We start from the raw sequence: 24,163 nt of genomic DNA on the forward strand, positions 1-24,163 counted from the left end.
CTATGCCACCCTCAACGGAGAACCCCGACGGTCATGAGCGCGCCCGCGGCAAACCCCACCAGAACAAACAACAGCAGAAACAGCGGTCTGGCATCGCCGCCGGCACGCTTGTGCAGAAGCTCCAGGCGCTTCTCCAGCCCTGCCACGACACCGTCCATCCGCATCAGATGCACGTCGAGTTCCGTCATGCGCTGATTGAGGTCGCCGCGCAGCCCTTCGATCGCGCCGCTGACCTCGCCAAGATCGCCCGGCGTTGCCCCGCCTGTGCCGTCGATGGTGGCGGCGGGCCGCTGCAGCGAACGCTGGCTGACCTGCAGCTGCCGCTGGGCGGCCATGAGCATGTCGAGCTTGTCGAGAATGCGGGTCATCGGTGCGGCGATCAGCGCTTCAGCCGCCTGCTCATCCGGCTTCGGCACGCGCAGGGCCTGCTCGACGCCTGCGCCGCTGATGGCGATAACGACCAGTTCACCGGCGCGCGCCGATGCAAACTGCGGCAGCATCACGTCAAAGGCATGAATACCATCGCCAACGCCGTTGCGCTTCAGGTCAGGACGTTCCTTGTCGGCCACCGCCTCGGCAATCGGCTTGCCGTCCAGCAGGACGCGAATGATCAACCGTGCGCCCGGCGCCTGCGGATCGAAAGCCCAGCCATACAGCCGGCCAGCATCGACGGCATCCACGCGGCCCTTCAGGGGTTCGCCGCGCACCGGCTCGGGCTTGGCGGGTCGTGCGTTATCCTGTTCGGGGATGGCGGTCGGCTTCACAGAGGCCTGCGTCGGTACTTTGGTCACTATGGACATGGGAGAGTCCTTTCTGATTGATCAGGCAGCCTCGACACGTTCGGGCCGCAGCGTCTCGATCAGATCAAGATACCGTCCGGCTGTTGTGTCGATGGTATCGGGGTGGCGTGCCCCAAGGGAAAGATGCGCGCGCAGATCGGCATCTTCGGCGATGCGCCGCATGGCAGCTGCCAGTGCCAGCGGATCGTTCGGGGGGACGGTCAGGCCATTGACGCCGTTCTCGATCATTTCGGCCATACCGCCAATATTGCTGGTGATGACAGGGCAATCCTGGCCCTGCGCCTCCTGAATCACCAGCGGCGCATTCTCCCACCAGATTGACGGCATGATCGCGCAATCGACCGCCGCAATGAGATTGCCGATATCCTCGCGCCGATAGGCGCCGCGCCTCTGCACAAAGGGCGCGGTTTCGGCAAAGAGCCTGTCGATATCGGCGACAAAGATTTCACTCTGGAACGGCGCCGCACCATGGACACGCAGCTCGAAATCAAAGCCTTCCGCGATGAGCTGCTTGGCTGCCTCCAGAAGGACGGTCGTACCCTTCCACGGGTTGAGATTGCCGAAATAGCCGAAGACAGGCTTGCTGCGGGCCGGCGCAGCCGGCTTTGCCACAAGCGCCCGCGCGGGTTGCCCGTTGGGGATCACGTTGATCAGTTCCTCGGCAATTCCCCAGTCCACATAGCGCTGCTTGAGAAATTCACTGGGGGAGACGAAGGCATCGACCACGCTCAGAAGCGATTTGAGATGACGCTCGCGCAGGACGAACTTGTCGAGTGCGATGTCCTTGAAACAGCTGTGGCAGCGGTCCGGGCTGGCGCCGTAGCAGAGTTCTTTGCCGCTTGTCCGCACCATCAGGCCATCGTGATGGCAGATGGGGTAATAATCGTGCAGCGTCAGGACAATCCGGCATTCCGGCAATGTCTGGCGCACGATATGCGGGAATTCCGCGCCCAGCAGCAACAGGTGATGCAGGTGGACGACATCCGGCCTGAAATCCCGCAGCAGTTCGACAATGTCGGGAACAATGCCGTAAAGGTCGACCTGACTCATGAAGAACCGGTCGAAATGGCCGGACCACAGCAGGATTTCATCGCCCTTGTCGCCGATGCTCTGAAAGCTCGTGCCGGGTCTGGCTTCCCGGTGAATGTGATTGGTCGCACCGAGAAACAGCGCTTCACATCCCGCCCGCTGATAGGCCCGGAAAAGATCGTGCGCGAAGATTTCCGTGCCGCCGGGATGCAGGGACGGATGATTGTGGGCCGCAACGAGAACACGGGCCATTATCTGTCGCCTCCGGGACCGGCAATGAAGAGGTCCTGATAATGGTCGGCGGGAACACCGCGCCAGTGCCCGAGCGACTTGCTGAAAACCTGCAACCCGGCCCGCGTCAGGGCGCGATCCAGAAACCCGTCGTCGAAGCCGACGGCGGCAAGGGGCGGCAGTTCCGGCACGAACCAGCACGGCCCCTCGTCATAACGCTGGAAACCCAGGCGCCTGTCGCGCTTGCCCAGCGGATTGTCGGCAGCCGTCTTGTCGACGACAAACGCCGTCATGAACAGGCGCCCGCCGGGCGCAAGCACCCGCGCCACTTCCTGCAGGTAGACGCTGACTTCCTCATCGGGAAGATGCGTGACGACCGAGGTCATGATGACGAAATCGAACTGCTTGTCCTCGAAGGGCAAACGGAGCATGAGGCCGTCGATCGCTCCCTTCGGATTGTACAGGGAGTGGGCGATATCCATGTAGCGGAATTCGAAATTCGGATAGACCGGGGTGATCTTCTGCTGGCACCAGTTGATGCCGCCGGACACCGGATCGATGCCGCAATAGCTGCCCTTGGCCGGATCGATATATTGCGTGAGCGGCACCGCCATGCGGCCGATGCCGCTGCCGATATCAAGCACGCGGCTGTCCGGTCGCAATCCGCCCTTGCGGATGAAATGGCCGAGAAACTCCGAGCCAACCGCCTGGAAATCGCCGTCGCCGACAAACACGCTGTCCGGATCTGGACAGGGCAGGAACCGGTTGCGCATGACGGCTTCCATCAGCCAGTCGACATACTCTTCGTTCACGGGGTTTATCGGCTCGGCCTGGGTTTTCTTGAGTGCAACAACGTCGGTCAAGCAGCGCTCCTTTCAGACTTTGCCGCGATGAAGGGCGCAACCGTGTCTTCCGCCGCTTCGTCCCGGTACGTCGTCATCAATTCTGTAATGTCATCGTTCCAGCGCTGGGTGTGCAGCCATGAATTGTACTGGCTTGCCAACCCCCGCATGTAGTCGGCACTGCGGCGGATGGACCGCCGCTCGAAATGGTAGAGGGACACATCAGGCGCGTAGGCGATGTGGAAGCCGATCTGGCGAATTTTCAGGCACAGGTCGCTGTCCTCGTAGTCGCCGATGATATAGTCCTCGGTGAAACCGCCGACGAGATCGTAAATGTCCTTGCGCGTCACCAGGCAGGCCCCGGTCACTCCCGGCACGGTGCGGGAAACCCGCGCCGGCGCATAGGCGCCCGGCATGCCCTTGTAGAAATGATGGTTGAGCCAGATGCCTTTCTGGTCGCGGGCGAAATAAAGCCCGGCGTGCTGCAGCGAACCATCCTCGAACAACAGGCGCGGTCCGATGGCGCCCAGTTTCTTCTGGTCGAGCAGCGGCTGCGTCAGGGCCTGGAGCCAGCCATTGGCACAGGGCACCACATCGGAATTCAGCATGACCAGCATCGTCCCGTTGGCGAAACCCGCCCCGGCATTGCAGGCACGGGCATAGCCGCTGTTGCGGTTCATCGTCACCAGCCGGAAGGGCAGGCCGTGCAGGATATGCAGTCCGCCCAGCATGTGCTCCGTATCATCCTGGATTTCGGGGGAGTCGAGCACGAAGATCAGCTCCGCATTGGCAACGAGCCAAGGATCGGTGGCCATCGCCGAAAACTGGAAGCGCAGGAAATCCAGGTTGCGATAGAGCGGAATGACGATCGACACGGCAGGCGCATCCGGCAGAACGCCGTATTCCTTGGTGTCAGCCACCTTCACCGTCTTGCCGAGCTTGTGTTCGACCTCCTGCAGGGCGGGGGCGAGAATATTCTCGAAGACCTGATCGCGCGCGTGCTGCGGCGGCACCGCCCGCAGAATGCGGTTGCGCTGGGCCGACGCTTCGAATGGCTGCAGCGGCGGCACCAGCGCGGCCGTCGCGCCGGAAGCCAATCGCATCTGGAAACGCGGCTGCAGCAGCGGCCCAAGGTTCTTGCTCTGGGGAAGCCAGGCGACAAAACCGGTCACATCCGCGCCGAACCCGTCTTCCCGTTCCCCCGTCTTGCCGGGAAACTTGTAGAAATTGGGCTGCAGCGGCAAAGCCCCGCTGTTGCCGGAAAGATATTCGATGCCCGCCAGCATGGCCGCGGGATCGTGGCTCCAGCCGCCCACCAGCAGCCCGCCCTGAAGCGCGAGGGCAAGATCGATTTCGGCGGCGGGATGCGTTGCGGACTTTGCGATCTGGCGCACCGTCAATGGCGCGCGCGTCTGCATGTCGATGGCCGTGGCGAGCCCCGGCCCGGTCGCCTGCGCCATTTCCCGGATGAGAAACTCGCGCAGATCCATGTCCCCATGACGCTTCGCCCACCACTTTTCAAAATCGGCGGGCTGGCTGTCCCCCTCGGAGAGCTTGCGCACGGCAACGCCGTTCCGGCCGGAAAACACCAGATGCAAGGACTGCGGCAGCGGACGGACGGATTCAACCAGAAGGTGACACGGCTGCCCGCCGCGTTTCGACTGGGTTCCCATGACAAGCCGCGACGGCAGGATCGTCACCGCGCTTGGGCTGATTGCATAGATCGTGGTGATTTCGCCCAGGACCGGATCAATCGCCGTTTCCAGCAGATATTGACCGTCGACGGGTTGGCCGCACAGGCGCGCCGGGCGCGGCTCGGGTGCCAGCGCCAGCATGATTTCACGCGCCACGCTGGCAAAGATCTGGTTTTGCGAAAGCCGGAACGTGCTGCGCCATGTGCTCAAAATATTGTTGAGCAGCTTGATATGGCCGGCAGCGGACAGATTGGCGACAGCGCTGTTGACGTCAAAGGATACCAGTTCATCGGCGGGATACAGAATGGTCTGCGCCGTTGGCCCGAGCGATCCGGCAGACAGGGTCAAACTGACGGGTTCGTCCTTGGTGCGCATGACCCAAAGGATGCGCTGGCCGCCGGTTTCGAGCGGAATGTTGAGGCTGACAAGGGGAACCAGCTGTTCCGGCGCTTCAAGCGTGCATTTTGTCGAGGCCCGCACCGCGCCGGGAATATCCCAGATCACGACAGCGACATCACCGCACAGGCGCGAGATGGAAATATTCTCCGTATCGCCTGCAATATCCGTCGAATGGTCGAGGTTCAACACGTTGCCCTTTCATCCACAGCGGAAAGAAAAACGTGCCCGGCCGGAAAGCTGGGCACGCCAATTTTTGCAAAAATCAATGTACGACGAAATACTGGTCGGGATGTGCCTGCACATCGTCATAGCTGGTGTTTACGAGGGTGACGCTGTCGCCATGGCCGAGATCGACCACAACATTATTGCCAACCTGCGTAACACGGTCGGCCAGATCCTCGGGAGAATGGATCTGGAGACCGTTGATATCCTTGGAAATCTGAAGGATGTCTTCACCTGGGGTAAAGTCCAGGATGACGTCGTTGCCGCCGCCACCGCCGAAGTGGAAGATATCGTTGCCGGCACCACCCGAGAGGATGTCGTTGCCAGCACCGCCGTCGAGATAGTCATTACCGGCACCGCCCTGAAGAACGTCGTTGCCAGCACCGCCGAACAGAATGTCATTGCCATTTCCGCCCTGCAGGATGTCATTGCCAGCGTCGCCGAACAGAATATCGTTTCCGTCGCCGCCGCTCAGGATGTCATTGCCTGTGCCGCCGTGAAGGATGTCATCGCCTTCACCGCCGTACAGGATGTCATTGCCTTGATCGCCGAAAAGAATGTCATTGCCCGTACCGCCGAACAGGGTGTCGTTACCGTGTCCACCGAAAAGGATGTCATTGCCCTCATCGCCGAAGATTATATCGTTTCCGTTTCCGCCAAAGACGAGATCATCACCACCATGGGCGTGAATGAAATCGTCAAAACGCGAGCCAAACAAAACGTCGTCGTAGGCGCCGCCTTCTAAAGTGGCCATCTGCTTCTCCTTCTGTCTGCTTTGAGTTTCGACCAGCTGGAAATGTTCCAGCCATCGATGCTTTGACGATTGTGCGCTGCACCAAATCGAAATGCAACCTAGACTAAGAGTATAAATGCGGCATTCGCGAGTAACAAATTATTACGAATGCGTATTACTCAACATTTTGAAAAAGAACTATAATTTATATTTACCTATACAATACTTCATCAATTGACGTTGTTTGATTGTATTTTACTTCAAAATTTGAAATATTACCAAAACCACTTTGTTTAAGGGATTTTATTCCAATTAATCCTCTCTGAATGCTCGATTCAAGCTGTCGGAAATTGGCGAAATGATATAGTCGATCGCCTTGCGCGCCTTATGCACGATGATGACCTCGGCGGGCATTCCGGGATAAAGTTTGACTGACGGATTGGCCGCCAGCGACTTTGGCATGATTTCAGCGCGGGCAACGAAATAGGCGGTGTCGGTCTTTTCATCCAATATCTGGTCAGCCGCGATATAGCTGATCTTGCCATCCAGCGGCGTCAGTGAGCGCTGATTGTAGGCCGTCAGGCGAATCTGCGCCTGCGATCCCATCGAAACGCTGTCCACGTCACGCGGACTGATTTTCATTTCAACCACCAGAGGTTCGTTTTCAGGCACGATGTCCATCAGCGCTTCGCCGGCTGCCACGACGCCGCCTGGCGTGCGCAGGCGAATATTGGCAACGACGCCCGCCTGCGGCGATCTGATTTCCACCCGGCGCATGACGTCCTTGGCTGCGACGATCCGCTCTTCCGTATCCGCAAGATCGGTCTGGTTGGTGGTGATCTCGCCGGCAATTTCGGATTGCAGGTCGCTTTCAATACCGATCAAGCCAAACTCTGCACCGGCCTTCGCCTGCTCCGCCCTTGCCTTGTCGCCGGCATATTGGCCGCGATTGCCCGCCAGTTCGCTCAGCTTGGTATCGATCTCGGTCAGCTTGGATTTCTGGGCAAAGCCCTTGGCGACCAGCCCGGCAATGGCATTGCGCTGCTCGGTGATCAGCTCGATCTGCCTGTCCGTCGCGGCGACCTGCGCCGCGGATGATTTTGCCTGTTCGGTATATTGCTCGATGGTTTTCTTCTGCACGTCCGTGCGGCTCATTTTCTGGGCCGAGCGTTTCTGGAAGAAAATGCGTTCCGCCTTGACGGCGTTCTCGGCAGCCACGTTGTCAGGCCCGCCGAAATGCTCGGGGAAGGTGATCTCCGCTGCACCCGCCTGTTCCGCACGCAACCGTGCAAGTTTGGCGATCAGCCCCGTGCGACGGGACTGCAGCGACTGCAGTTCCGCCCGGGATTTCGTATCGTCCAGCCGGATCAGCGGCTGTCCGACCTTGACCTCGTCGCCCTCCTGCACAAGCAGGCGGTCGAGGATGCCCCCCTCCAGATGGCTGATCGTCTTGCGTTTCGAATCGACGATGACCGTTCCCAGGGCAACGGCGGCGCTGCCAAGCTCGGCCGAATAGGCCCAGCCGAAGAACCCGCCGAACGCGATGACGATCGTCATGATTCCGGCAATGATGAGCCGGCGCAACGGCGACTTCGCGTCCTCATTCTCAAGATCGATGACCCATTCCGGGCGCACGATTCCAAATTTGGTCAAGGCCTGCTTCCCGCCCGACTCGGCGCGCGGCGCCAGCAATTGGGTGAAACGTTTGGGAACAATCGATTTGCCGGTCATGATCCTGTCGCTCCCATTTTGGGACCCGTGGGTGTGATGGAGGCCACGACGTCGGTGCGCGGGCCAAACTGGGTGATTCGGCCGTTTTCCAGCACGAGCAGCTTGTCCGCCACCTGCATGATGGTCGGGCGATGCGCGATCATGACGACGATGGCGCCGTCATCGCGCGCCTGTTCGATGGCGCGCATCAGAGCCCTTTCACCGACGGCGTCGAGATTGGCATTCGGCTCGTCCAGCACGATCAGGCGGGGGCGGTTGTAGAGGCAGCGCGCAAGACCGATCCGCTGGCGCTGGCCGCCGGACAGCGTCAGGCGCCCGTCGCCGACCGGCGTGTCGTAGCCCAGCGGCAGGCGGCCGACCATCTCATGCACATCGGCAAGGCGTGCGGCCTCCAGAACGCGATGCGGGTCGCTTTCACCCATCCGGGCGATGTTGTCCTTGATGGTACCGTCGAGCAGCGCCACCGACTGGGGCAGATAGCCGGCGATTTCACCGAACGAGCTGCGCTCCCACAGATACACATTGTTGCCGTCGAGAAAGACACCGCCCGAGGTTGGCTTGACGATACCGATCATCAACCGGGCCAGCGTCGATTTACCCGCCGCGGACGGGCCGACAATGCCAAGCACCTCGCCCGGCGAAAGGGAAAACGAAATGCCCTTGATGATCGGCATTTCGACGCCGGGCGCCGCATAGACAAGCTTGTCGATGATCAGATCGCCATGGGGCCGCGGCGTCGGCATGGTCTGGCGGACGGCTAGGTTTTGCGCGAGCAGGGCCTGGATCCGCTGCCAGTTTCCGATGGCGTTCACCCATTGGCGCCACGTCTCCACCACATGGTCGAACGGCGCGAGAAGGCGGCCGACGATGATCGTCGTGGCAATCATCGCACCGGCCGTGATTTCCTGCTGCATGGCGAGCAGCGTACCGGCGCCCAGGGCGCCAATCTGGATCATGAACCGCAAGGTGCGGGCGATGGTCCCCATGGCCCGGCTGCGCGCGCCGCCTGCATCCATCAAATCCAGAGCGCTCATCTGCGCCGTACGCCAGCGCCGCGCCAATGCGGGCAGCATGCCCATGGCCTCGATGACTTCCGCATGGCGCAACGTGCTGCCGATTTTCGAGACGGCTTCGATGTTCGCCTGATTCGCATCCTTCACCAGGCTTCGCGTCAAAATGTCCGTGATGACACCGCAGGCGACGAGCACGATGACCGAGACAACGCCGATAATGCCGAAAACCGGGTGGAGAAGAAAAAGCACGGTCAGGAAGATGGGGGACCAGGCCGCGTCAAGCGGCGCGCTGACCGCTGACGAGGTGAGGAATGTCCGCAGCTCCGTCAGATCACGCAGCGCCTGCGTGGCTTTGGGCAGCCCCTGATCGACCGACGCCTGAACGGCAGCGGTCAGAATCGGCAGATTGAGCCGGCGCACAAGCGCGCTGCCCATGGCCTGGAACGACATGGCCCGGATGAATTCGAGAATACCGAAAACGATCAGGGCGCCCGCCGCCAGGATGCTCAGCATGACCAGCGTGTCCGTGCTCCGGCTGTTCAAAACCCTGTCATGCACCTGCAGCATATACAGCGGTACGGTGAGCTGCAGAAGGTTGATGCAGGCACTCAGCAGAACGGCATAAAGGAGGCCCGACAAGAACACCCGGCGTGCGCGCAGAATGAGGGTCCGAGGTGCCGGAACCGTATGCGTCGTCGCATTTTTTCCAACATTGCTCTTGCCATTTGCATTGTTTTGACGAGTATCACTCATGTGTAATCTGCCTTGGAAATGACACAGCTGCCCGTTAGCCCGATTGAACTTGGTCTATAGCTTTAGACTAGTAAAGTAATACCGTGCAGAATGTGACAGAAAAAAGTTCATATGGTGGGGAAAAAAGCAAAGGAGACCTTGGAATATACTTGTAACTTACTTCAAATTTTGAAGTAAAATTGATGATGGAGACAAAGATGATACAAAAACTTCTACACGAAGGAGTGGAAGTCGAAACATCTATTGACGGTTACGATGCCGCCGATTTTCCTGAAATTACAGCGGAAAAACAGGGACATAGACATCCAGTTCACACCGTTGTGGTGACACACTTCGAGCTGGCCAGAATGATTGAGAGAGTAAATCGTCGGTTCGCCAGTCTGCTGAGGACTGAACTGACGAAGTTGGGGATCGAAGACGTTGGCCCAGCCCAGGCGATGGTTCTCCTGGCGATTGGCGACGTCGAACTTTCTGTTGGGGAGCTCTTGGACCGGGGTCACTATATCGGCTCCAATATCTCCTACTATCTGAAGCAGCTCGCCGATGGGGGATACATCGACAGGGTTGCCTCCCAGCGCGACAAGCGGTCCGCAAGGATCCGCTTGACCGACAAGGGCGAACAGCTTTGCGCCAATCTGCGCAATGCAGGCGGAGCTTACAACCGCGTACTCGCCCGGGATGATGACGATCTTCGCAATCTGGAAATCGCATTCCAGACATTGCACAGGCTCGAACTGGTTTGGGGCAATGCCGCACGTTACGGCATCTGAGCCCTTGTCAATTCGTGTTCTGATGTCTGGAAAGGACTGACATGCATGTGGCTTTCGTTCACAGGCGCGGCCTGGGTCAATTTGCTGCCCTGGCCGAACATCTTGCGGCAAGCGGGCATGATGTCAGCCTTATCTGTGAAACAGTGGACCGGCGCCTCCCATCGGTCCGCGTGATCAGACACAGAATGGAACCTGGCCCTCGGGCGGACAGCCAGATGGCCAGGTATCTCGGCATTCCCGATCACCACGTGCGGATCGGGCACCGCGTTGCCGAAACACTCGATTCCATGACGCGCCAGGGCGAACGCCCCGACATTGTCATCGGTCATATCGGCTGGGGCAGCATGATGTTCGTCAAGGATGTCCTGCCGCAAGTTCCGGCCCTCGGCTATTGCGAATTCTTCTATCGGGCCGAAGGCGCCGATGTCGGATTTGCGCCGGATGACAATCCGGATGCCGAAACCCGCAAAAGATTAAGGCTGCGCAACATTGCGCAGCTGATTTCCCTTGAGGCAATGAACGGCGGCATCAGCCCGACCTTCTGGCAGAAGAGCCTGTATCCGGCCGCCGCGCAGAAACGCATTGCCGTCTGCCACGAAGGCGTCGATACCCGGATTTTCCGCCCCGATGCGCACGCAGCGCTGAAATTGCCCGATGGCCGCATTCTCAGGGCGGGCGATCCGCCTGTAATCACCTTTGTTGCCCGCGACCTCGAGCCCTATCGCGGCTTCCCGCAGGCACTCGAAGCGGCGGCAAAGGTCATCCGGAAAAATGCCGACGCCCTGTTCGTCTTTGTCGGCGGCGACGGGGTGAGCTATGGCACGCCGCCGCCCGGAGGCGGCTCGTGGAAAGACGCACTGCTTTCCAAGTATGATTTGCCGCCCGACAGGATCCTGTTTCCGGGCGCGATTTCGCACGATCTCCTGCGCCAGCTCTATCAGATATCGACGGCGCATATCTACCTGACCTACCCCTTCGTTCTGTCCTGGTCCGTTATCGAGGCCATGGCATGCGGCGCACTGGTGATCGGTTCGGATACCAGGCCCGTTCAGGAAATCATCCGGTCGGGCCAGAATGGCCTGCTCGTTCCCTTCTATGATACGGACGCGCTCGCCGACACCATTTTGCGCGTGCTTGCCGGGCCGAACGATTTCATGCCGCTGCGTGCGGCAGCACGCCGCACGATCGAGCACCGTTTCCGGCTGACCGATTGTCTTGTGCGGCAAAAATCTCTGATCGACGCGGTCTTGCGAGCTGCCTGAGCGGCGCCGTCTTCACCCTCCAATACCACCCACGCCGTGAGCGCGCACCCGCAGAACCTGCAGGAAACGCTGGGGTTTTGCCGCGCGATTGAAAGTATAAATAAAATATTTCGATTTTTGAAACAATTACAACTTATATCTGTATTACATTTTACTATAGACCGCGAAGATATTCTGTTGACATTACTCGGTTGATATTTTCTCTTAACGGGAGACGCAGTTCGCATCTGCACAATCGACCAACTACACTGCCAAAGATACGGGATGTCTATTTTGAACACATCACTGCCCGCAGCCGTTCATCGACAACCTCGCCGAAGCCGCTACGCCATCGCTTCCAGCCATGATCAGGCGCTGCTCGAAGCTTCGCCCCTGGCCGATTTCATCGTCTTCGTGGAACCGGACGCGGATCAGCTCCGGCTGCTGAATGCCTTTCCGCTGATCGGCGTGGCCGTTTCGGATACCGGCGCGGCGGAGCTGCAGAACGCATTGAAGCGCATCTACCGGTTCAGGACCGTTCCCGAAGTGCCGATTGTCCGGCTGGATGCATCGACGGTTGCCACACAGGCCGCGCTTGTTGCGCAGGTGCTTGAATGCGGGCTGGACCGCCTCACCAGCCACGTGACCAAGGTACACGGCGAGCTTGTCATGCTGCGGCGCGAACGGGAGACGCTCTTCGAGAACTACCGCGCCATCGAAAATGCCTTCCACGCCAGGAACTGGGATTCCGTCACCGAGATTTTCGGCCACACGCCTTGCATTGACCCGAAGGATGAAGGCTTTGCCAACCTTCTGCGGGAATCGGAAATCGAACAGCTTTTCCCGGTATCGAGCTATGCGGTCTCCGGCTTTGCCCTGCATTTTCGCGGCCTGCCCACGGGTCGGTCCGGACAGCTGATTGTCACGCTCGATTACGTTGAGAATGGCGAAGGCATCGCGGAATGGCTGGTTCCCTATGCCAGCGTGGCTGCGGACTGGAATTTCTTCTCCCTGCCCAAGGCCTGCGACGGCGGCCATCGCACGCTGCGGCTGCGGGTCTCGGCAACCGGCGGCGTGCCGCCGGAGCTTTCCCTCGGCAACGCCATCACCAATGAACGCTATGCGGCCAGGGCACGCATACCGCATGCCGATCTCGACATGCGCCCATTGGCTTTCCGCGTCTTCACCGGTCTGCCGGGGGTGCGCCCGACCTCCCTCAGCAACGTCTTCGTGCCGACATCGCTGATCGCCGGGCGGCGCGTCGAAGATTACCGGCTGCCGGTGGAAATGCTGCGCAGCGTCGCCAATGTTTCCGTCAATACCGTCACGCCCGATTTCCCAACGGTGCGCTTTCTGGAACACGAGGACGCCATTGTCTGCCATCCCCTGAACGAGGGCATAACGGCCGGTGCGATCCGCCGCGTCATATCGCCGGGAACAGTTCGCATCTCGGCACGCGCGATCATCGATCATCCCGAGGGCCAACCCGGCGCGGTCGGCTTCCTGCTGACAAACCTGTCGGCGGATATCAAGGGCGAGATCGCTGCATTGGGCCGCGCCACGGAAATGCGGCCGACTGCGCTGTTCAGCGGCTGGACCGACATCACCGCGGCACAGCCGGTGGACATCAATTTCATGCTGGACGCGGCGACCACCCGCGCCATGGATCTTGTCATTCTCAGCAAGGCGACCACCGGTTCGGTCGATTTCTCCTGGCTCAAGGTGTTCAACTTCAGGCTTGTCAAGCATATCGAGGCGCGCCCGGCCCAGGAGATGGCCAATGCCCGATAAATCGCAGGACCTGATCGCCATCGCCATGCCGCTTTACGGCCATGCGGCCCTCGTTCCCGAAGCGCTTGAATCGGCACTGGCATCGATAACGAAATTCCGCGTCGCCATCGTTGTCTCCGTCGACGGCGACCCGCGCCATGAAGTGTTCGATCAGTTGGCGCTCTATGCGGCAGCCCATCCGTCCATACACGTGATCTTCGGCGCGAATGCCGGGCCGGGCGGCGCGCGCAATCGGGCGATTGAATACATTCTGGAAGAATTACCCGAAGCAAAGGCAGTATATTTTCTGGATGCCGACAATCGCGTTCAACCCTATACTGTGGATACACTTTACCGCCGTCTTTCCTCCGGCAAGGCAGGGTGGATTTACACGAATATCGATACATTCTCGGTGAACTGGCGCGCCCATTACGGCGACAGCTATTCGCGGCTGATCCACTGCATCACGGACAATATCTGCGACACGGGATCGATGATTTCGATCGACGTCTTCAACAGCGGCGTGCGCTTCGATGACGACCGCCAGAATGGCTTCGAGGACTGGGAATTCTGGTTGTCGGCGATCGAGGCCGGCTTTACCGGGCAGCCGTGCCATGACACCGGCTTCGAATACCGTCTGCGTGCGGAAAGCCGCTTCAAGGAAGCCAACCGCGACCGGTCGTCATCGATCAACTTCCTGCGCAAACGGCACAAGGCCCTGTTCCGCCGGCCGACCCTGGTCGGTTTCGAACACGAGGAATGTCCCCGCTACGCGCTGATCCGGACAGGCGAGGGGACGCTTAGCACCTTCACCGACCCCACCCGTACACCGGGTGAGATCGGCTTTGACGACGCGATCCGCGCCTATTGGGGCAGCGTCGGCGAACCCGACAATTTCCATTTCCCGCCCTTTGTCGCCGCATGCAGCAACGAGACCTTGAAGCTGTTGAACCGCTCGCGGCTGTTTCCGAACATCCTCTGCCATCTCGAGCGTCTGGCGGAAAAATCCAACATCGTCTTCGTCGAGTTCGGCAATGTGGATTCGGAGCGGCGCATCGAATCCGAGATCATGCCCTCCGGCACGCATCAGGGCCCGGCCGACCTGATCTTCGTTTCGACCAAGCTTATCCAGAACGTCATCGACAACGATGCGCTCGACTGGTTTTCGTCCATCGGCAGCCAGCAGCTGTGGCCGACATCATCGCGCCTGAAAATCCGCTTTCCGTTCCCCAAGGCACGGCAGCGCCGCTCGCTGGCACGGCCGGAGCAGGCATTGCTCAATCTTGTAACAGCCATTGCAACCAGCCCGCTCAAGCAGACGGCATCCACACGCTGGACGTGGCGCCCGCGCCGGCTGCCGGCCCTGTCGGACATGTATCAGGTCCTGAGGAAGGAACTCGGCGGATCGCCGGTGCTGCCGCTCGCCCATAATACCGCCGGAAAAAAGACGGCGGCAGTGCTGGTTCCCAATGCCTCGTTCGGCGGCGCCGAGAAGGTCGCCTATGCCGCTGGCCGCGAATTGAAACAGGAGGGGTTTGAAACCCATCTGTTCGTGCTCGGTTCAAGCCGCATGGACGTGCTCGACGAGTTCGACCAGGCCTTCGACTACATCCATTTCTGGAAGGACGGCATACCGGCCTGGGGTGACACCAACCGTTTCCTCGGGCAGGATTTCATCACCGAAGATCATCCGCTCGACTGGGAAGCGCTGCGCGGCCAGCTCTCCGGCTTCGACCTGATCGTCAACAACCATGTGATGGCCGCCCATCCGCTGATGGGCAAACTCCGCTCGGAAGGCACGCGCACCGCCTGCTATCTCCACGTGGTGGATGAAACCGTCTTCCGCCGCCGCGCCGGGCAGCCCTATGCCGCCATTGCATTCGAACATGCCTATGACGCGTTTCTCACCTGTTCCGAGCAGCTGAAAACCTACCTGCATAGCTTTGGCGTGCCGTTCGAGAAAATCTTCGCCGTCCCGAACGCCGCCAGCTTCTCCATCGATGCCAAGCTGCGCGCCCAGGTCACCGGTGCCCGCAAGACGCCGCAGCCGGCCGAACCGCTGCGCATCCTCTACATGGGTCGGCTGGACCGCCAGAAGGGCATTGACCGCTTGCACGATGCGATCATCAAACTGCGCGAGCGCGGCATCGCCTTCGAAGCCCAGGCCATTGGCGGCGAGATTCTCTCCGACGATCCAAGTTCTTCATGGATGGCGCGCCTCAAGGACGCCGGTGTCCGCGTTTCGCCGCCGGTTTTCAGCGGCAAGGACATCGCAGCCCAACTCGCCTGGGCCGACGTGCTGCTGATGCCGTCGCGCTGGGAAGGCGCGCCGCTGATGATTGCTGAAGCGCAGCAGCTTGGTTGCGTCCCGGTGGCGACTGCCGTCGGTGCGGTCGATGAGCTGATCATCCACGGCCAGGACGGCATCCTGATCAAGAATGGCAATGATGCGCAGATCGTATCGGATATCGCCCGGCTGCTGACCATTCTCGCCCAGGACCGCACGGCGCTGGCCCGCACGGCGGAAGGCGCGCTTGCCACGGCTGCCGAGCGTTCCTGGACCTCATCCTTTGCCAGCTTCATTCACTGGAGCAACACCATCGAACCGGCCCTTCCTCTCGAACGGAATGCGGATGCGCCGGAAATCATCCCAGAATTCGACGCCACCGCCGTGCTTTCCGGCCGTGCTGTCGCGTGACGATCACCAGAAAGGTTTTGTGACCCCCATGAGCCCCAGAATTCTCCTTACAGGCATCCCAGGCCACCTGACACGCCTTATCCAGCGCGCTGAAGACGCCCGGGTCTTTTACTCGGAGAAACAGCCGCAGCCGGAAAGCAAGGATGCTTACCTACGCGAACTCAAGAACATCAGCAACACAGGCAATTACCTGATCGGGGAGGGCGCCTTGCGCGCATTGTCCCCGGATGCCACCCATATTCCGTTCTGGCATCTCTACAATGCCGTCAACAATGGCACCGGTCTCGATTCCATCAACAAGCAGTTCGATATCTGCGTGTTCACCTGCGCCAATCTCCTGCGCAAAAGCCTGTCGGCCGATGCGGAAGCGCAGGTCTTGTCCAAGCTCGACATGCCCGTGGTCATGCTGGGCATCGGTATCCAGAACCGCCCCGATCTTGAGGAGTCCTTGCCCGAAGGCACCCAGCGCCTGCTGCAGGTGCTGAAGGAAAAGGAACACTATTTCCTCACCCGCGGCGATGAAACCGCCTCCTATCTCAAGGATCAGGGGTTCTCGTTCGTGCGGCCCGTCGGCTGCCCGTCGATGTATTTCATGCCAGCCAATGTGCGCAAGGCCATTCGCCGTCTGCCTGATGTCAAGGTGGGCGAGGGGCGGACCGTCTTCACCGGCTATATGGGTGCCGCGCTGGATACGATCGGCGACATGAACGCGCTGTCCTCCGATGACGGCCGGTCGGCCTATGTCATCCAGGACGAGCCCCTGCATTTCGACATGCAGGTCGAGCCCAACGAGGATGGCCGCGTCTACGATTCAACCTCGGGCGAGATGATCGGCGACCTGACGTTCAAGGGCTCCGGCGAACTGAAGAAGAAGATCAAGGTTCACACATTTTTCGACACCAACCAGTGGCGCGCCTGGACGTCCTCGATGGACTTCTCCTTCGGCCGGCGCTTTCACGGCAACATCATTGCGCTCCAGTCCGGCGTGCCAAGCCTGATCGTGGCCGTCGATGACCGCATGCGCGAAATGCTGAACTTTTCCGGATTGCCGAAAGTCGAGGCCAACGACCTCAATTCTGCAAATGACCGCTCGGCTTTCATCTCCGACCATCTGGCGCAGATGAACATCCCGCAGGTCATCGAAAAATACTCTGACCGTGAACGCAGCTTCCGCTCGGTCCTGACCGAGATCGGCATCGGATAACTCCCATATCCGGTGCTCCGGAAGCTCCAACCCAAGATGGACGAACATGCGAATAATGATCACAGGCATCCCATCATATCTGATGCGGACAGTCGACAGCGTTTCCGGGGCAACGGTCAAGCACCGTCCCTATTTCGAAAACATCCGGACGAAGAAGGATGTCATCGACCAGGTCAAGCGGATTGCCAATACCGGCAATTATCTCATCGGTGAAGGCGCGGCCAACAGCGTGCGCGGCCACGACGTCACCTATATTCCGTTCTGGCATCTGGCCAACAGCATCCATTCGCCCGAGACCTATGCGCGGCTGAACGAGAGCTTTGATCTGTGCCTGTTTGCATCGGCCAACCTGCTTCGGCCCGGCTATGCAGCGGCGACGGAATCCCATGTGTTCGAGCGTCTCAACATGCCGATCGTCGTCATGGGCATCGGCATCCAGAAGAAGGAAAACCTGAAAGCCGAACTGCCGGAAGGCACGCAGCGCTTTCTCAACGTCTTGAAGAAGAAGGAAACGTTCTTCCTCACCCGCGGGCACTTCACGGCGGAATTCCTGAAGGCCGAAGGCATGAAATATGTGCGCCCGACCGGTTGCCCCTCCCTCTATTACGACCCGGCCCAGATGAAGCGCTCGCTCAGCCGCCTCGCCGATCCGGGCCTGGCGGAATCGCAGAAGATCGCCTTTGGCGGTTATCTCGGCAGCGTTCCCGACACCATCGTCGATGCCCATGCGCTGCTGCACAAGGACAGCACGGCAAGCTATGTCATCCAGGACGAGGTCATCGTCTACAACATGAACATGGTGGGCGATGAGGGCACCGAAGCCTATGATCCGGCGGCCAGCCGCATCACTGCGCCGACCGAGTACAAGCATGCGGAGAAATGGCAGCGCAAGCGCGACTATCTCGTATTCTTCGACACGCACAAGTGGCGCAGCTGGGTTTCCGGCCAGGATTTCTGCTTTGGCCGCCGGTTCCATGGTTCGATCATCGGCATGCAGTCGGGCATTCCGGCGCTGATGATCGCCGTCGACGACCGGATGCGCGAAATGCTCGACTTTGTCGGCTTCCCCCATATCGAGGCATCGGTCTGGAACCGCGAGCCGCAAAAGAAGGCCTTCCTGCAGGACTTCCTGTCGAAGATCGACGTTCCCGCTGCCATCCACCGCTATTCCGCCTGTGAAGCCAATTTCAACGCCGCGTTGAAAGATATTGGAATCCGGTGATCGGTGCTTGTCCCGGCGTCCACCTTATGAGGAGGCATGAAACCATGGGCTGGAAAGTGCGCATGCGTAAGTTGGCCGCCGGCGCTGCCGGTATCGTGGCAGCGATTGTTATCGGCGTTCAGCCGGTAACACCGGCACATGCGGAGGGCGATACCCGCTTTGGCGTCAACCGGGTCAATCTGGCCTGGCTTTCGTCCGCCGAACGGGAGAAGCTTCTTGATCTCATGGTCAAGAACGGCGTCGTGGCGGTGCGCCTGTCCCTGACAAAACCGATCGACCAGAGCATTGACGCGGTCCGCGTTGCCCACGCCAAGGGCCTCGCCATCCTCTTGGAAATATCGCTCAACAATCCGGCCTTCTATCCCGAGGGCACGCAACCCCGTTCCGGCCTTGGCCGGATATGGGACATGTACCGGCTTTCCGATATTTCGCCGGATCAGTTCCGTTCCGTCGTCGGCGATGCCCTGCGCAAGATCGATGCGCTCAAGATTCCGCTTGTTGCGGTGGAGGCCGGAAACGAGATCAACTGGGGCGCCTATAATGGCGATCTGGAAGTGAAGGCAAAGGCCAAAAGCCGCACCGCCCGCTCGCTGGCGGATCTCGACAATTTGCCGGCCGTCGAACAGGGCGCAGCCAGGTATGTCCAGCTTGCCGCCGTGGTCCGTAAGGAACTGCAATCAACGCAATACAGCCGTAACGCCAAGGTCATTTCGGCGGGGCTGTCCGATATCCCGGTCGCCGACGCCGACCGGCGCGGCATCGACAGCATCGATCCCGCCAGTTTTACCAATCTCATGCGCAAGCATGGGCTGGACAAAGTCGTGGACGGCTACGGCATCCACATCTACCCCGGCAGCAACGGCACGGCAGCAGCCCGCGCGGCGCATGTCAGCCAGGCGCTGTCGATCTGCCGCTCGGAACCGGACGGCAAACCCTGCTGGATCACCGAATGGGGCTTTTCCAACACGGCGACCACATGCCCGGCCAATGACGGCTCACGGGAACAGCTGGTCGAGGCGGCACGCAGCCGCTTCGCCGAACTGATGGGAACAGGCCGGGTGGCGGCCGCCTACTACTTCGATTGGGATGCAAAGGGATATGGGGTCTGGCGCTGCGGGGGACTTTCTCCCGCGGGCCGGGCAGCAGTGGTGACACCATGAAACTGAAAACCGTCATCATCGGTGGCTCCAATACCGTCATGCTGCCCGGCTACCTGCCGTCGCTTCTGGCAACCATGGCCCGGCGCGGCATCGACCTCGACATTGCCGCCGACCTGGCCGTGGGCGGGACGACCAGCGCCTTCGGCCTCTACCAACTCAAGACCTATGACAAGCTTGCCGATTGCGATCTGCTGCTGATCGAGTACGCACTCAATGATGCCTTTGTCTATGGCGACGAGCGGCGGCCTTTCCGCCACTGGGCGCGGTTTTATGAGGGGATCATCCGCTATGCCCTCGAGCAGAACCCCAACCTGCGCATCGCCACCCTTGTCTTCGGCGCCCGCAACGGCTCCTTCCTCAGCGCCGTGCCATCCATCGATGCCGGGATCAACTACATTTCGCAGTGGTACGGCACCATCTGCGTCGATGTTTCGCGCCACCTGATGCAGCGGCTGGGCCGCGATGTCGTCGGCCATCCCAGTTTCTATTCCGACCAGGGGCATTATGCGCGGCCGGTCGCGACGACCGTTGTCGCCAACCTCATTGCCGATGAACTGGAGCCGGCATTGCAGCGCCCGCACAAGGCGGCTGCCCTGCAGCCGCCCATCGACCCCGACCATTTTGCCGGCGCGCGGGCGCTCGATGGCGTGCAGCTGGGCAAGCGGCTGGGCCGGTTGCCGGTCGAGTACAGCAACCGGCGATTTTCCGTCTCGGCCCTTGATCTTGGCCGCGACCGTCTGAAGTTCGAAGTGGACAAGGGGCAGCTCCTGGCCATGGCCTATGTCTGCGAGCCGCGCATTCCGCCACTCGATGTGCGCATGGGCGAGGAGACGCACCGCGCCGCCCTGCTCAAGGGCGGTGTGCGCGACGGCACCTACAAGTTCCTGGTGTCGATGCTGAGCTTCGAGTTCCTGTATGGCGTCACGCTGCTGCAGACCCAGCCATCCCTCGCGCTCACCCTCGGGGGCGGCGGCGAAGACGGCGAACACAAGCTGCATGTGCCGAAGGACAGCATCAGGCATGAAACATTCCCGGCCGAACCGGCACTGCCGATCAGCGGCATTCTCTTCACCGGCAACCTGAAGGTCTGCGCCATCGAGAAGGCCGGAAGCGCGGCCAATGGCTCTGCCGCTGCCGCACAACCGGCGGCCAAAGTGGAAGCACCAGCGCCAAGCGCCTGAGTTCCCGCCACTGCCATCTTTGTCAAACGGCGCGGACGTGATACCCGTTCAGACGGACAAGTGAGCGGGAATCATGACGGAAGTCGACATAGTTGCGATTGAAGAATGGCTCGACGCGCAAGGATTGGCCGGCGCCAGCGAAACCGAACTGCTGAACGGTTTCTGCGTGCGGTGCTGCGGCCTTGGCATCACGCTCGAACGCGCCTTGACCTTTGTCGATACGCTGCATCCCATCTACGAGGGCAGGGCGTTCCACTGGCGCCAGCGCGAGGAGGTGGAAAAACCGGTGATCGAGTATGGCTCGAGCACCCAGGGCCCCGGCGCCGAAAGCTGGCAGCGGACCACATTCTACCACCTGCTGCAGTCCGGCGAGGATTCGCTCCGCCGCCGCATCGGCGAAATGGACGAACCGGGCTTTCTGCATCTGGAAAACCTCAAGGCCGAAGGGCTCACCGACTATCTCGCGCTGGTCCACCGCTTTTCGACGCAGGGCAGCATCGGCGAAATGGACTGTTTCTATTCGCAATGGTCCACGGCGCATGCCGACGGCTTCGAGGACCGCGACATTGCAACCCTGAAACGTCTGGCGCGGGGGCTGGCGCTTGCGATCAAATGCTCCTCGCTGGCGCGGATCGTGCGCACGGTGGCCGAGGTCTATCTCGGCCACGATGCGGGCGAACGCGTGCTGGCCGGGCGCATCAATCGCGGCGCGGCCGACCGCATCGAAGCGGTTCTCTGGTATTCGGACCTGCGCGACTATACGCGTATTTCCGACGCGGCAGGACCGGATGCCATAATCCCGATGCTGAACGACTATGCCGATGCGGTCATCTCGTCGATCCAGGAAGCGGGCGGCGATGTGCTGAAGCTCATCGGCGACGGCACCCTGGCCATCTTCACCGAAGGCGGGTCGCAGACGGCCTGCACCGCGGCGCTGAAGGCCCAAGCCCTCCTGCGCAAGCGGCTCGTCGTGCTCAATGAGCGGCGCGCCGCCGAGAAACAGCCGATCACCAATGTCTATCTCGGCATGCATGTGGGCGAAGTGTTCTTTGGCAATATCGGCAGCGACACGCGGCTGGATTTTACCGTGGTCGGACCGGCCGTCAATGAAGTGAGCCGCATCGCATCCATGTGCCGGTCCGTCGATCAGGATGTCCTGATCTCGGACCGCTTCGCCGCATTCCTGCCGGAAGAACTTCGCTCCAAACTGGTTTGCGTCGGGCGTTTCGCCTTGCGCGGTGTCGGGCGGGCGCAGGAACTGTTCACCCTCGACCCCGCCGAAAAACGTTGAAACCCGCAATGCCGGGCATTGCGGGTTTCCTGTGCTTTCACAAGCGCGTCAAAAGGCGCTGATTATCCGTTTAAATATCGCTTTGCCAGTTCTGCCATATCACGATCCTTCTTGGTTTTGATCGGATGCAGCACGCGCGAAAGAAGTTTCAGCGTTGAAAAACTCGGCTTGAGATACGGTGAAAGGGTGGGGAGTTGGATGTTCATTGCAAATATCCCTTTCTTTTTAAGTTATTTGAATAGCGGGGGTTTATTCCCAGTCTGAATATCGCATGGCGGAAGGGCGAGGCGGTATACCGATCCACCGAGGTGATTGCCTATTTCTCCGGGAAGATCGTGTTGATCTCTGGGCAGAAAAGCGGCTCAAAAATTACCATCCGTGGAAATCGACAGGGATCGCCATTTGTTGATCTCCGCGTGAACCGAATCCAGCTTCGTCGCAATGCCCTGGACCGCATCGGAACCAGCGGCGTAACGCAGGGGTGGCTCCTGCGAGGCGGCCAGTTCAATCAATGCAGACCCGAGCTTTGCCGGATCGCCCGCCTGCTTGTAGCTGTACCCGTCATAGGTCGTGCGCGTTTCACGCGAGGCTTCGGCATAGTCATCAATGCTTTTATTGCCATAGCGAACCGAACTTTCGTCGAGAAAATCCGTGCGGAAGAACCCCGGCTCGACGATGGTCACATGGATGCCGAAGCGGGCCACTTCCATGGCCAGAGATTCCGAGAAGCCTTCAACGGCAAATTTCGTCGAACAATAGACGGAAGCACCGGCAAACCCGACCATGCCGCCCATGGAGGAGAAATTGAAGATCCGGCCCGATCTTTGCCAGCGCATCACAGGCAGAACCGCGCGGGTCACGTGCAACAGGCCGAATACATTGGTGGCGAACTGCCGTTCGATGTCGTCGGCACCGTTTTCCTCGAACAGACCCAGCTGGCCGTAGCCGGCATTGTTGACGAGAACGTCGATGCCGCCGAAATGGGTGACGGCAGCATCCACCGCCTGATCCGCATGCTCGGGCCGCGTTACATCCAGCTCGACGATCAGCAATTGCCCCTCGACGCCCGCGAATGCCTGTTGCACCTGTTTGCGATTGCGGCCGGTCGCGACCACATTGTCACCGGCTGCCAGCGCAGCCTTGGCAACTTCCGCGCCGATACCCCGTCCGGCACCGGTGATAAACCATGTCTTGCTCATCCTGCATTTCCTTGTCGTCCTGAAACAGAGCCCCTTGGGGCCACGACGTGAACATAGGGCGGCAGGCGGGAAAGCACGTAGACCGGAACTCCGGATGAATTGCCTGATCCTCCGGATTTCACGATGCCGTGAGTTGCATAAGTTTAATTATGGAACTCACGGCATCGACGCAGGCTTTCACCCCAGTGTCGAGTTGAAGGCGCCGCCATCGAGCAGAAGGTTCTGCCCGACGATGAAGCCGGCATACTGGCTGCACAGGAAGGCGGCCGCTGCGCCGAATTCCTCCTTGGTGCCGAAACGGCCGGTCGGATTGGCGGCGTGGGCTTCGGCGCGCGCCTGTTCGATGGAGATGCCCTTGGTTTCCGAAGTCTTTTCCAGAAATCCCTTGATCCGGTCGGTCTCGTGCGAGCCCGGCAGCAGGTTGTTGATGATCACGCCGTGGCGCGCTACCTGCCGGGCGGTTCCGGCGACAAAACCGGTAAGGCCGCTGCGCGCGGCATTCGACAGGCCGAGCTGGGCAATGGGGGATTTCACCGAGCCGGACGTGATGTTGACCACACGGCCCCATTTGCGCTCGATCATGCCGGGCAGGATCGCGTTCATCAGGTAGATCGGTGTCAGCATATTGGCATTGACCGCCTTCAACCACTCCTCTTCATGCCAGTCCGACCAGAGGCCGGCCGGCGGCCCGCCGGCATTGTTGACGAGAATATCCGGTTGCGGTTCGGCGGCCAGCAGTTCCTTGCGGCCTTGCTCCGTCGTCACATCTGCCGCAACGATCTGCACCTTGACGCCGTAGGTATCGGCGATTTCCTTTGCCGTCTCGCGCAGCACCGCTTCCGTGCGGGCATTCAACGTCAGGTCGACACCTGCTTCCGCCAGCTTTTCCGCAACGCCGCGACCGAGCCCTTTTGAACTCGCGCAGACGATTGCCCGCTTACCCCTGATTCCCAGATCCATTCTGTCCTCACCTGTCCTTC

At 60.3% G+C, this 24,163-nt stretch carries 19 protein-coding genes; 9 read left to right on the top strand and 10 right to left on the bottom strand.

Annotated elements, in window-relative coordinates:
* Positions 1-11: 11 nt before the first annotated feature.
* The 7 genes from ACZ5FP_RS20480 to ACZ5FP_RS20510 form a co-directional block, all read right to left on the bottom strand.
* Complete coding sequence (locus ACZ5FP_RS20480) at positions 12-800, bottom strand: hypothetical protein (RefSeq protein WP_464664317.1); 789 nt, start codon at positions 798-800, stop codon at positions 12-14.
* A gap of 21 nt (positions 801-821) precedes the next feature.
* Complete coding sequence (locus ACZ5FP_RS20485; protein WP_464664452.1) at positions 822-2,084, bottom strand: glycosyltransferase family 4 protein; 1,263 nt, start codon at positions 2,082-2,084, stop codon at positions 822-824.
* A complete protein-coding gene (locus tag ACZ5FP_RS20490) occupies positions 2,081-2,923 on the bottom strand; it encodes a class I SAM-dependent methyltransferase (RefSeq protein WP_464664319.1) in 843 nt (280 codons plus the stop codon). The genes ACZ5FP_RS20485 and ACZ5FP_RS20490 overlap by 4 nt, the downstream gene beginning before the upstream one ends.
* Complete coding sequence (locus tag ACZ5FP_RS20495) at positions 2,920-5,181, bottom strand: glycosyltransferase family 2 protein (protein ID WP_464664453.1); 2,262 nt, start codon at positions 5,179-5,181, stop codon at positions 2,920-2,922. The genes ACZ5FP_RS20490 and ACZ5FP_RS20495 overlap by 4 nt, the downstream gene beginning before the upstream one ends.
* Before the next feature lie 76 nt (positions 5,182-5,257).
* Positions 5,258-5,971 (bottom strand): calcium-binding protein, encoded by a 714-nt coding sequence (locus tag ACZ5FP_RS20500; RefSeq protein WP_464664321.1) that lies wholly within the window; start codon positions 5,969-5,971, stop codon positions 5,258-5,260.
* Between the two features lie 291 nt (positions 5,972-6,262).
* On the bottom strand, positions 6,263-7,681 hold the full coding sequence (locus ACZ5FP_RS20505) for an HlyD family type I secretion periplasmic adaptor subunit (RefSeq protein WP_464664323.1): 1,419 nt from the start codon (positions 7,679-7,681) through the stop codon (positions 6,263-6,265).
* Positions 7,678-9,447 carry a type I secretion system permease/ATPase gene (locus ACZ5FP_RS20510; protein ID WP_223615917.1) on the bottom strand — a complete coding sequence of 590 codons (1,770 nt, stop codon included), beginning with the start codon at positions 9,445-9,447 and terminating at the stop codon, positions 7,678-7,680. The genes ACZ5FP_RS20505 and ACZ5FP_RS20510 overlap by 4 nt, the downstream gene beginning before the upstream one ends.
* A gap of 200 nt (positions 9,448-9,647) precedes the next feature.
* Between ACZ5FP_RS20510 and ACZ5FP_RS20515 the strand changes: the two genes are divergently transcribed.
* The 9 genes from ACZ5FP_RS20515 to ACZ5FP_RS20555 all read left to right on the top strand — a co-directional run bounded on the left by ACZ5FP_RS20515 (position 9,648) and on the right by ACZ5FP_RS20555 (position 21,984).
* Positions 9,648-10,217, top strand: coding sequence for a MarR family transcriptional regulator (locus ACZ5FP_RS20515; RefSeq protein WP_223615929.1), 570 nt, complete (start codon positions 9,648-9,650; stop codon positions 10,215-10,217).
* Positions 10,218-10,258: 41 nt separating this feature from the next.
* Entirely contained in the window at positions 10,259-11,479 is a 1,221-nt protein-coding gene (locus ACZ5FP_RS20520) for a glycosyltransferase family 4 protein (RefSeq protein ID WP_223615918.1), read from the top strand.
* Between the two features lie 264 nt (positions 11,480-11,743).
* Complete coding sequence (locus tag ACZ5FP_RS20525) at positions 11,744-13,249, top strand: DUF6212 domain-containing protein (RefSeq protein WP_464664326.1); 1,506 nt, start codon at positions 11,744-11,746, stop codon at positions 13,247-13,249.
* On the top strand, positions 13,239-15,926 hold the full coding sequence (locus ACZ5FP_RS20530) for a glycosyltransferase (RefSeq protein ID WP_464664327.1): 2,688 nt from the start codon (positions 13,239-13,241) through the stop codon (positions 15,924-15,926). The genes ACZ5FP_RS20525 and ACZ5FP_RS20530 overlap by 11 nt, the downstream gene beginning before the upstream one ends.
* A 28-nt stretch (positions 15,927-15,954) precedes the next feature.
* Positions 15,955-17,130 carry a polysaccharide pyruvyl transferase family protein gene (locus ACZ5FP_RS20535; RefSeq protein WP_223615921.1) on the top strand — a complete coding sequence of 392 codons (1,176 nt, stop codon included), beginning with the start codon at positions 15,955-15,957 and terminating at the stop codon, positions 17,128-17,130.
* Between the two features lie 46 nt (positions 17,131-17,176).
* Positions 17,177-18,352 carry a polysaccharide pyruvyl transferase family protein gene (locus tag ACZ5FP_RS20540; RefSeq protein WP_223615922.1) on the top strand — a complete coding sequence of 392 codons (1,176 nt, stop codon included), beginning with the start codon at positions 17,177-17,179 and terminating at the stop codon, positions 18,350-18,352.
* Positions 18,353-18,414: 62 nt separating this feature from the next.
* A complete protein-coding gene (locus ACZ5FP_RS20545) occupies positions 18,415-19,512 on the top strand; it encodes a glycoside hydrolase (RefSeq protein WP_464664330.1) in 1,098 nt (365 codons plus the stop codon).
* Positions 19,509-20,693: an SGNH/GDSL hydrolase family protein gene (locus ACZ5FP_RS20550; RefSeq protein WP_464664332.1), complete on the top strand. Its 1,185-nt coding sequence runs from the start codon at positions 19,509-19,511 to the stop codon at positions 20,691-20,693. Before ACZ5FP_RS20545 ends, ACZ5FP_RS20550 begins: the two co-directional genes overlap by 4 nt.
* 73 nt (positions 20,694-20,766) lie before the next feature.
* Positions 20,767-21,984 (top strand): adenylate/guanylate cyclase domain-containing protein, encoded by a 1,218-nt coding sequence (locus tag ACZ5FP_RS20555; RefSeq protein ID WP_464664334.1) that lies wholly within the window; start codon positions 20,767-20,769, stop codon positions 21,982-21,984.
* Between the two features lie 62 nt (positions 21,985-22,046).
* On the opposite strand, the gene ACZ5FP_RS20560 is transcribed toward ACZ5FP_RS20555, so the two are convergent.
* The 3 genes from ACZ5FP_RS20560 to ACZ5FP_RS20570 all read right to left on the bottom strand — a co-directional run bounded on the left by ACZ5FP_RS20560 (position 22,047) and on the right by ACZ5FP_RS20570 (position 24,143).
* Entirely contained in the window at positions 22,047-22,190 is a 144-nt protein-coding gene (locus ACZ5FP_RS20560) for a hypothetical protein (protein ID WP_158531308.1), read from the bottom strand.
* A 156-nt stretch (positions 22,191-22,346) separates the two neighbouring features.
* Positions 22,347-23,183 (bottom strand): oxidoreductase, encoded by an 837-nt coding sequence (locus ACZ5FP_RS20565; RefSeq protein WP_464664336.1) that lies wholly within the window; start codon positions 23,181-23,183, stop codon positions 22,347-22,349.
* 177 nt (positions 23,184-23,360) lie between these two features.
* A complete protein-coding gene (locus ACZ5FP_RS20570; RefSeq protein WP_346308354.1) occupies positions 23,361-24,143 on the bottom strand; it encodes an SDR family oxidoreductase in 783 nt (260 codons plus the stop codon).
* Positions 24,144-24,163: the final 20 nt, after the last annotated feature.

The sequence above is a fragment of the Phyllobacterium sp. T2-21 genome (assembly GCF_055378485.1).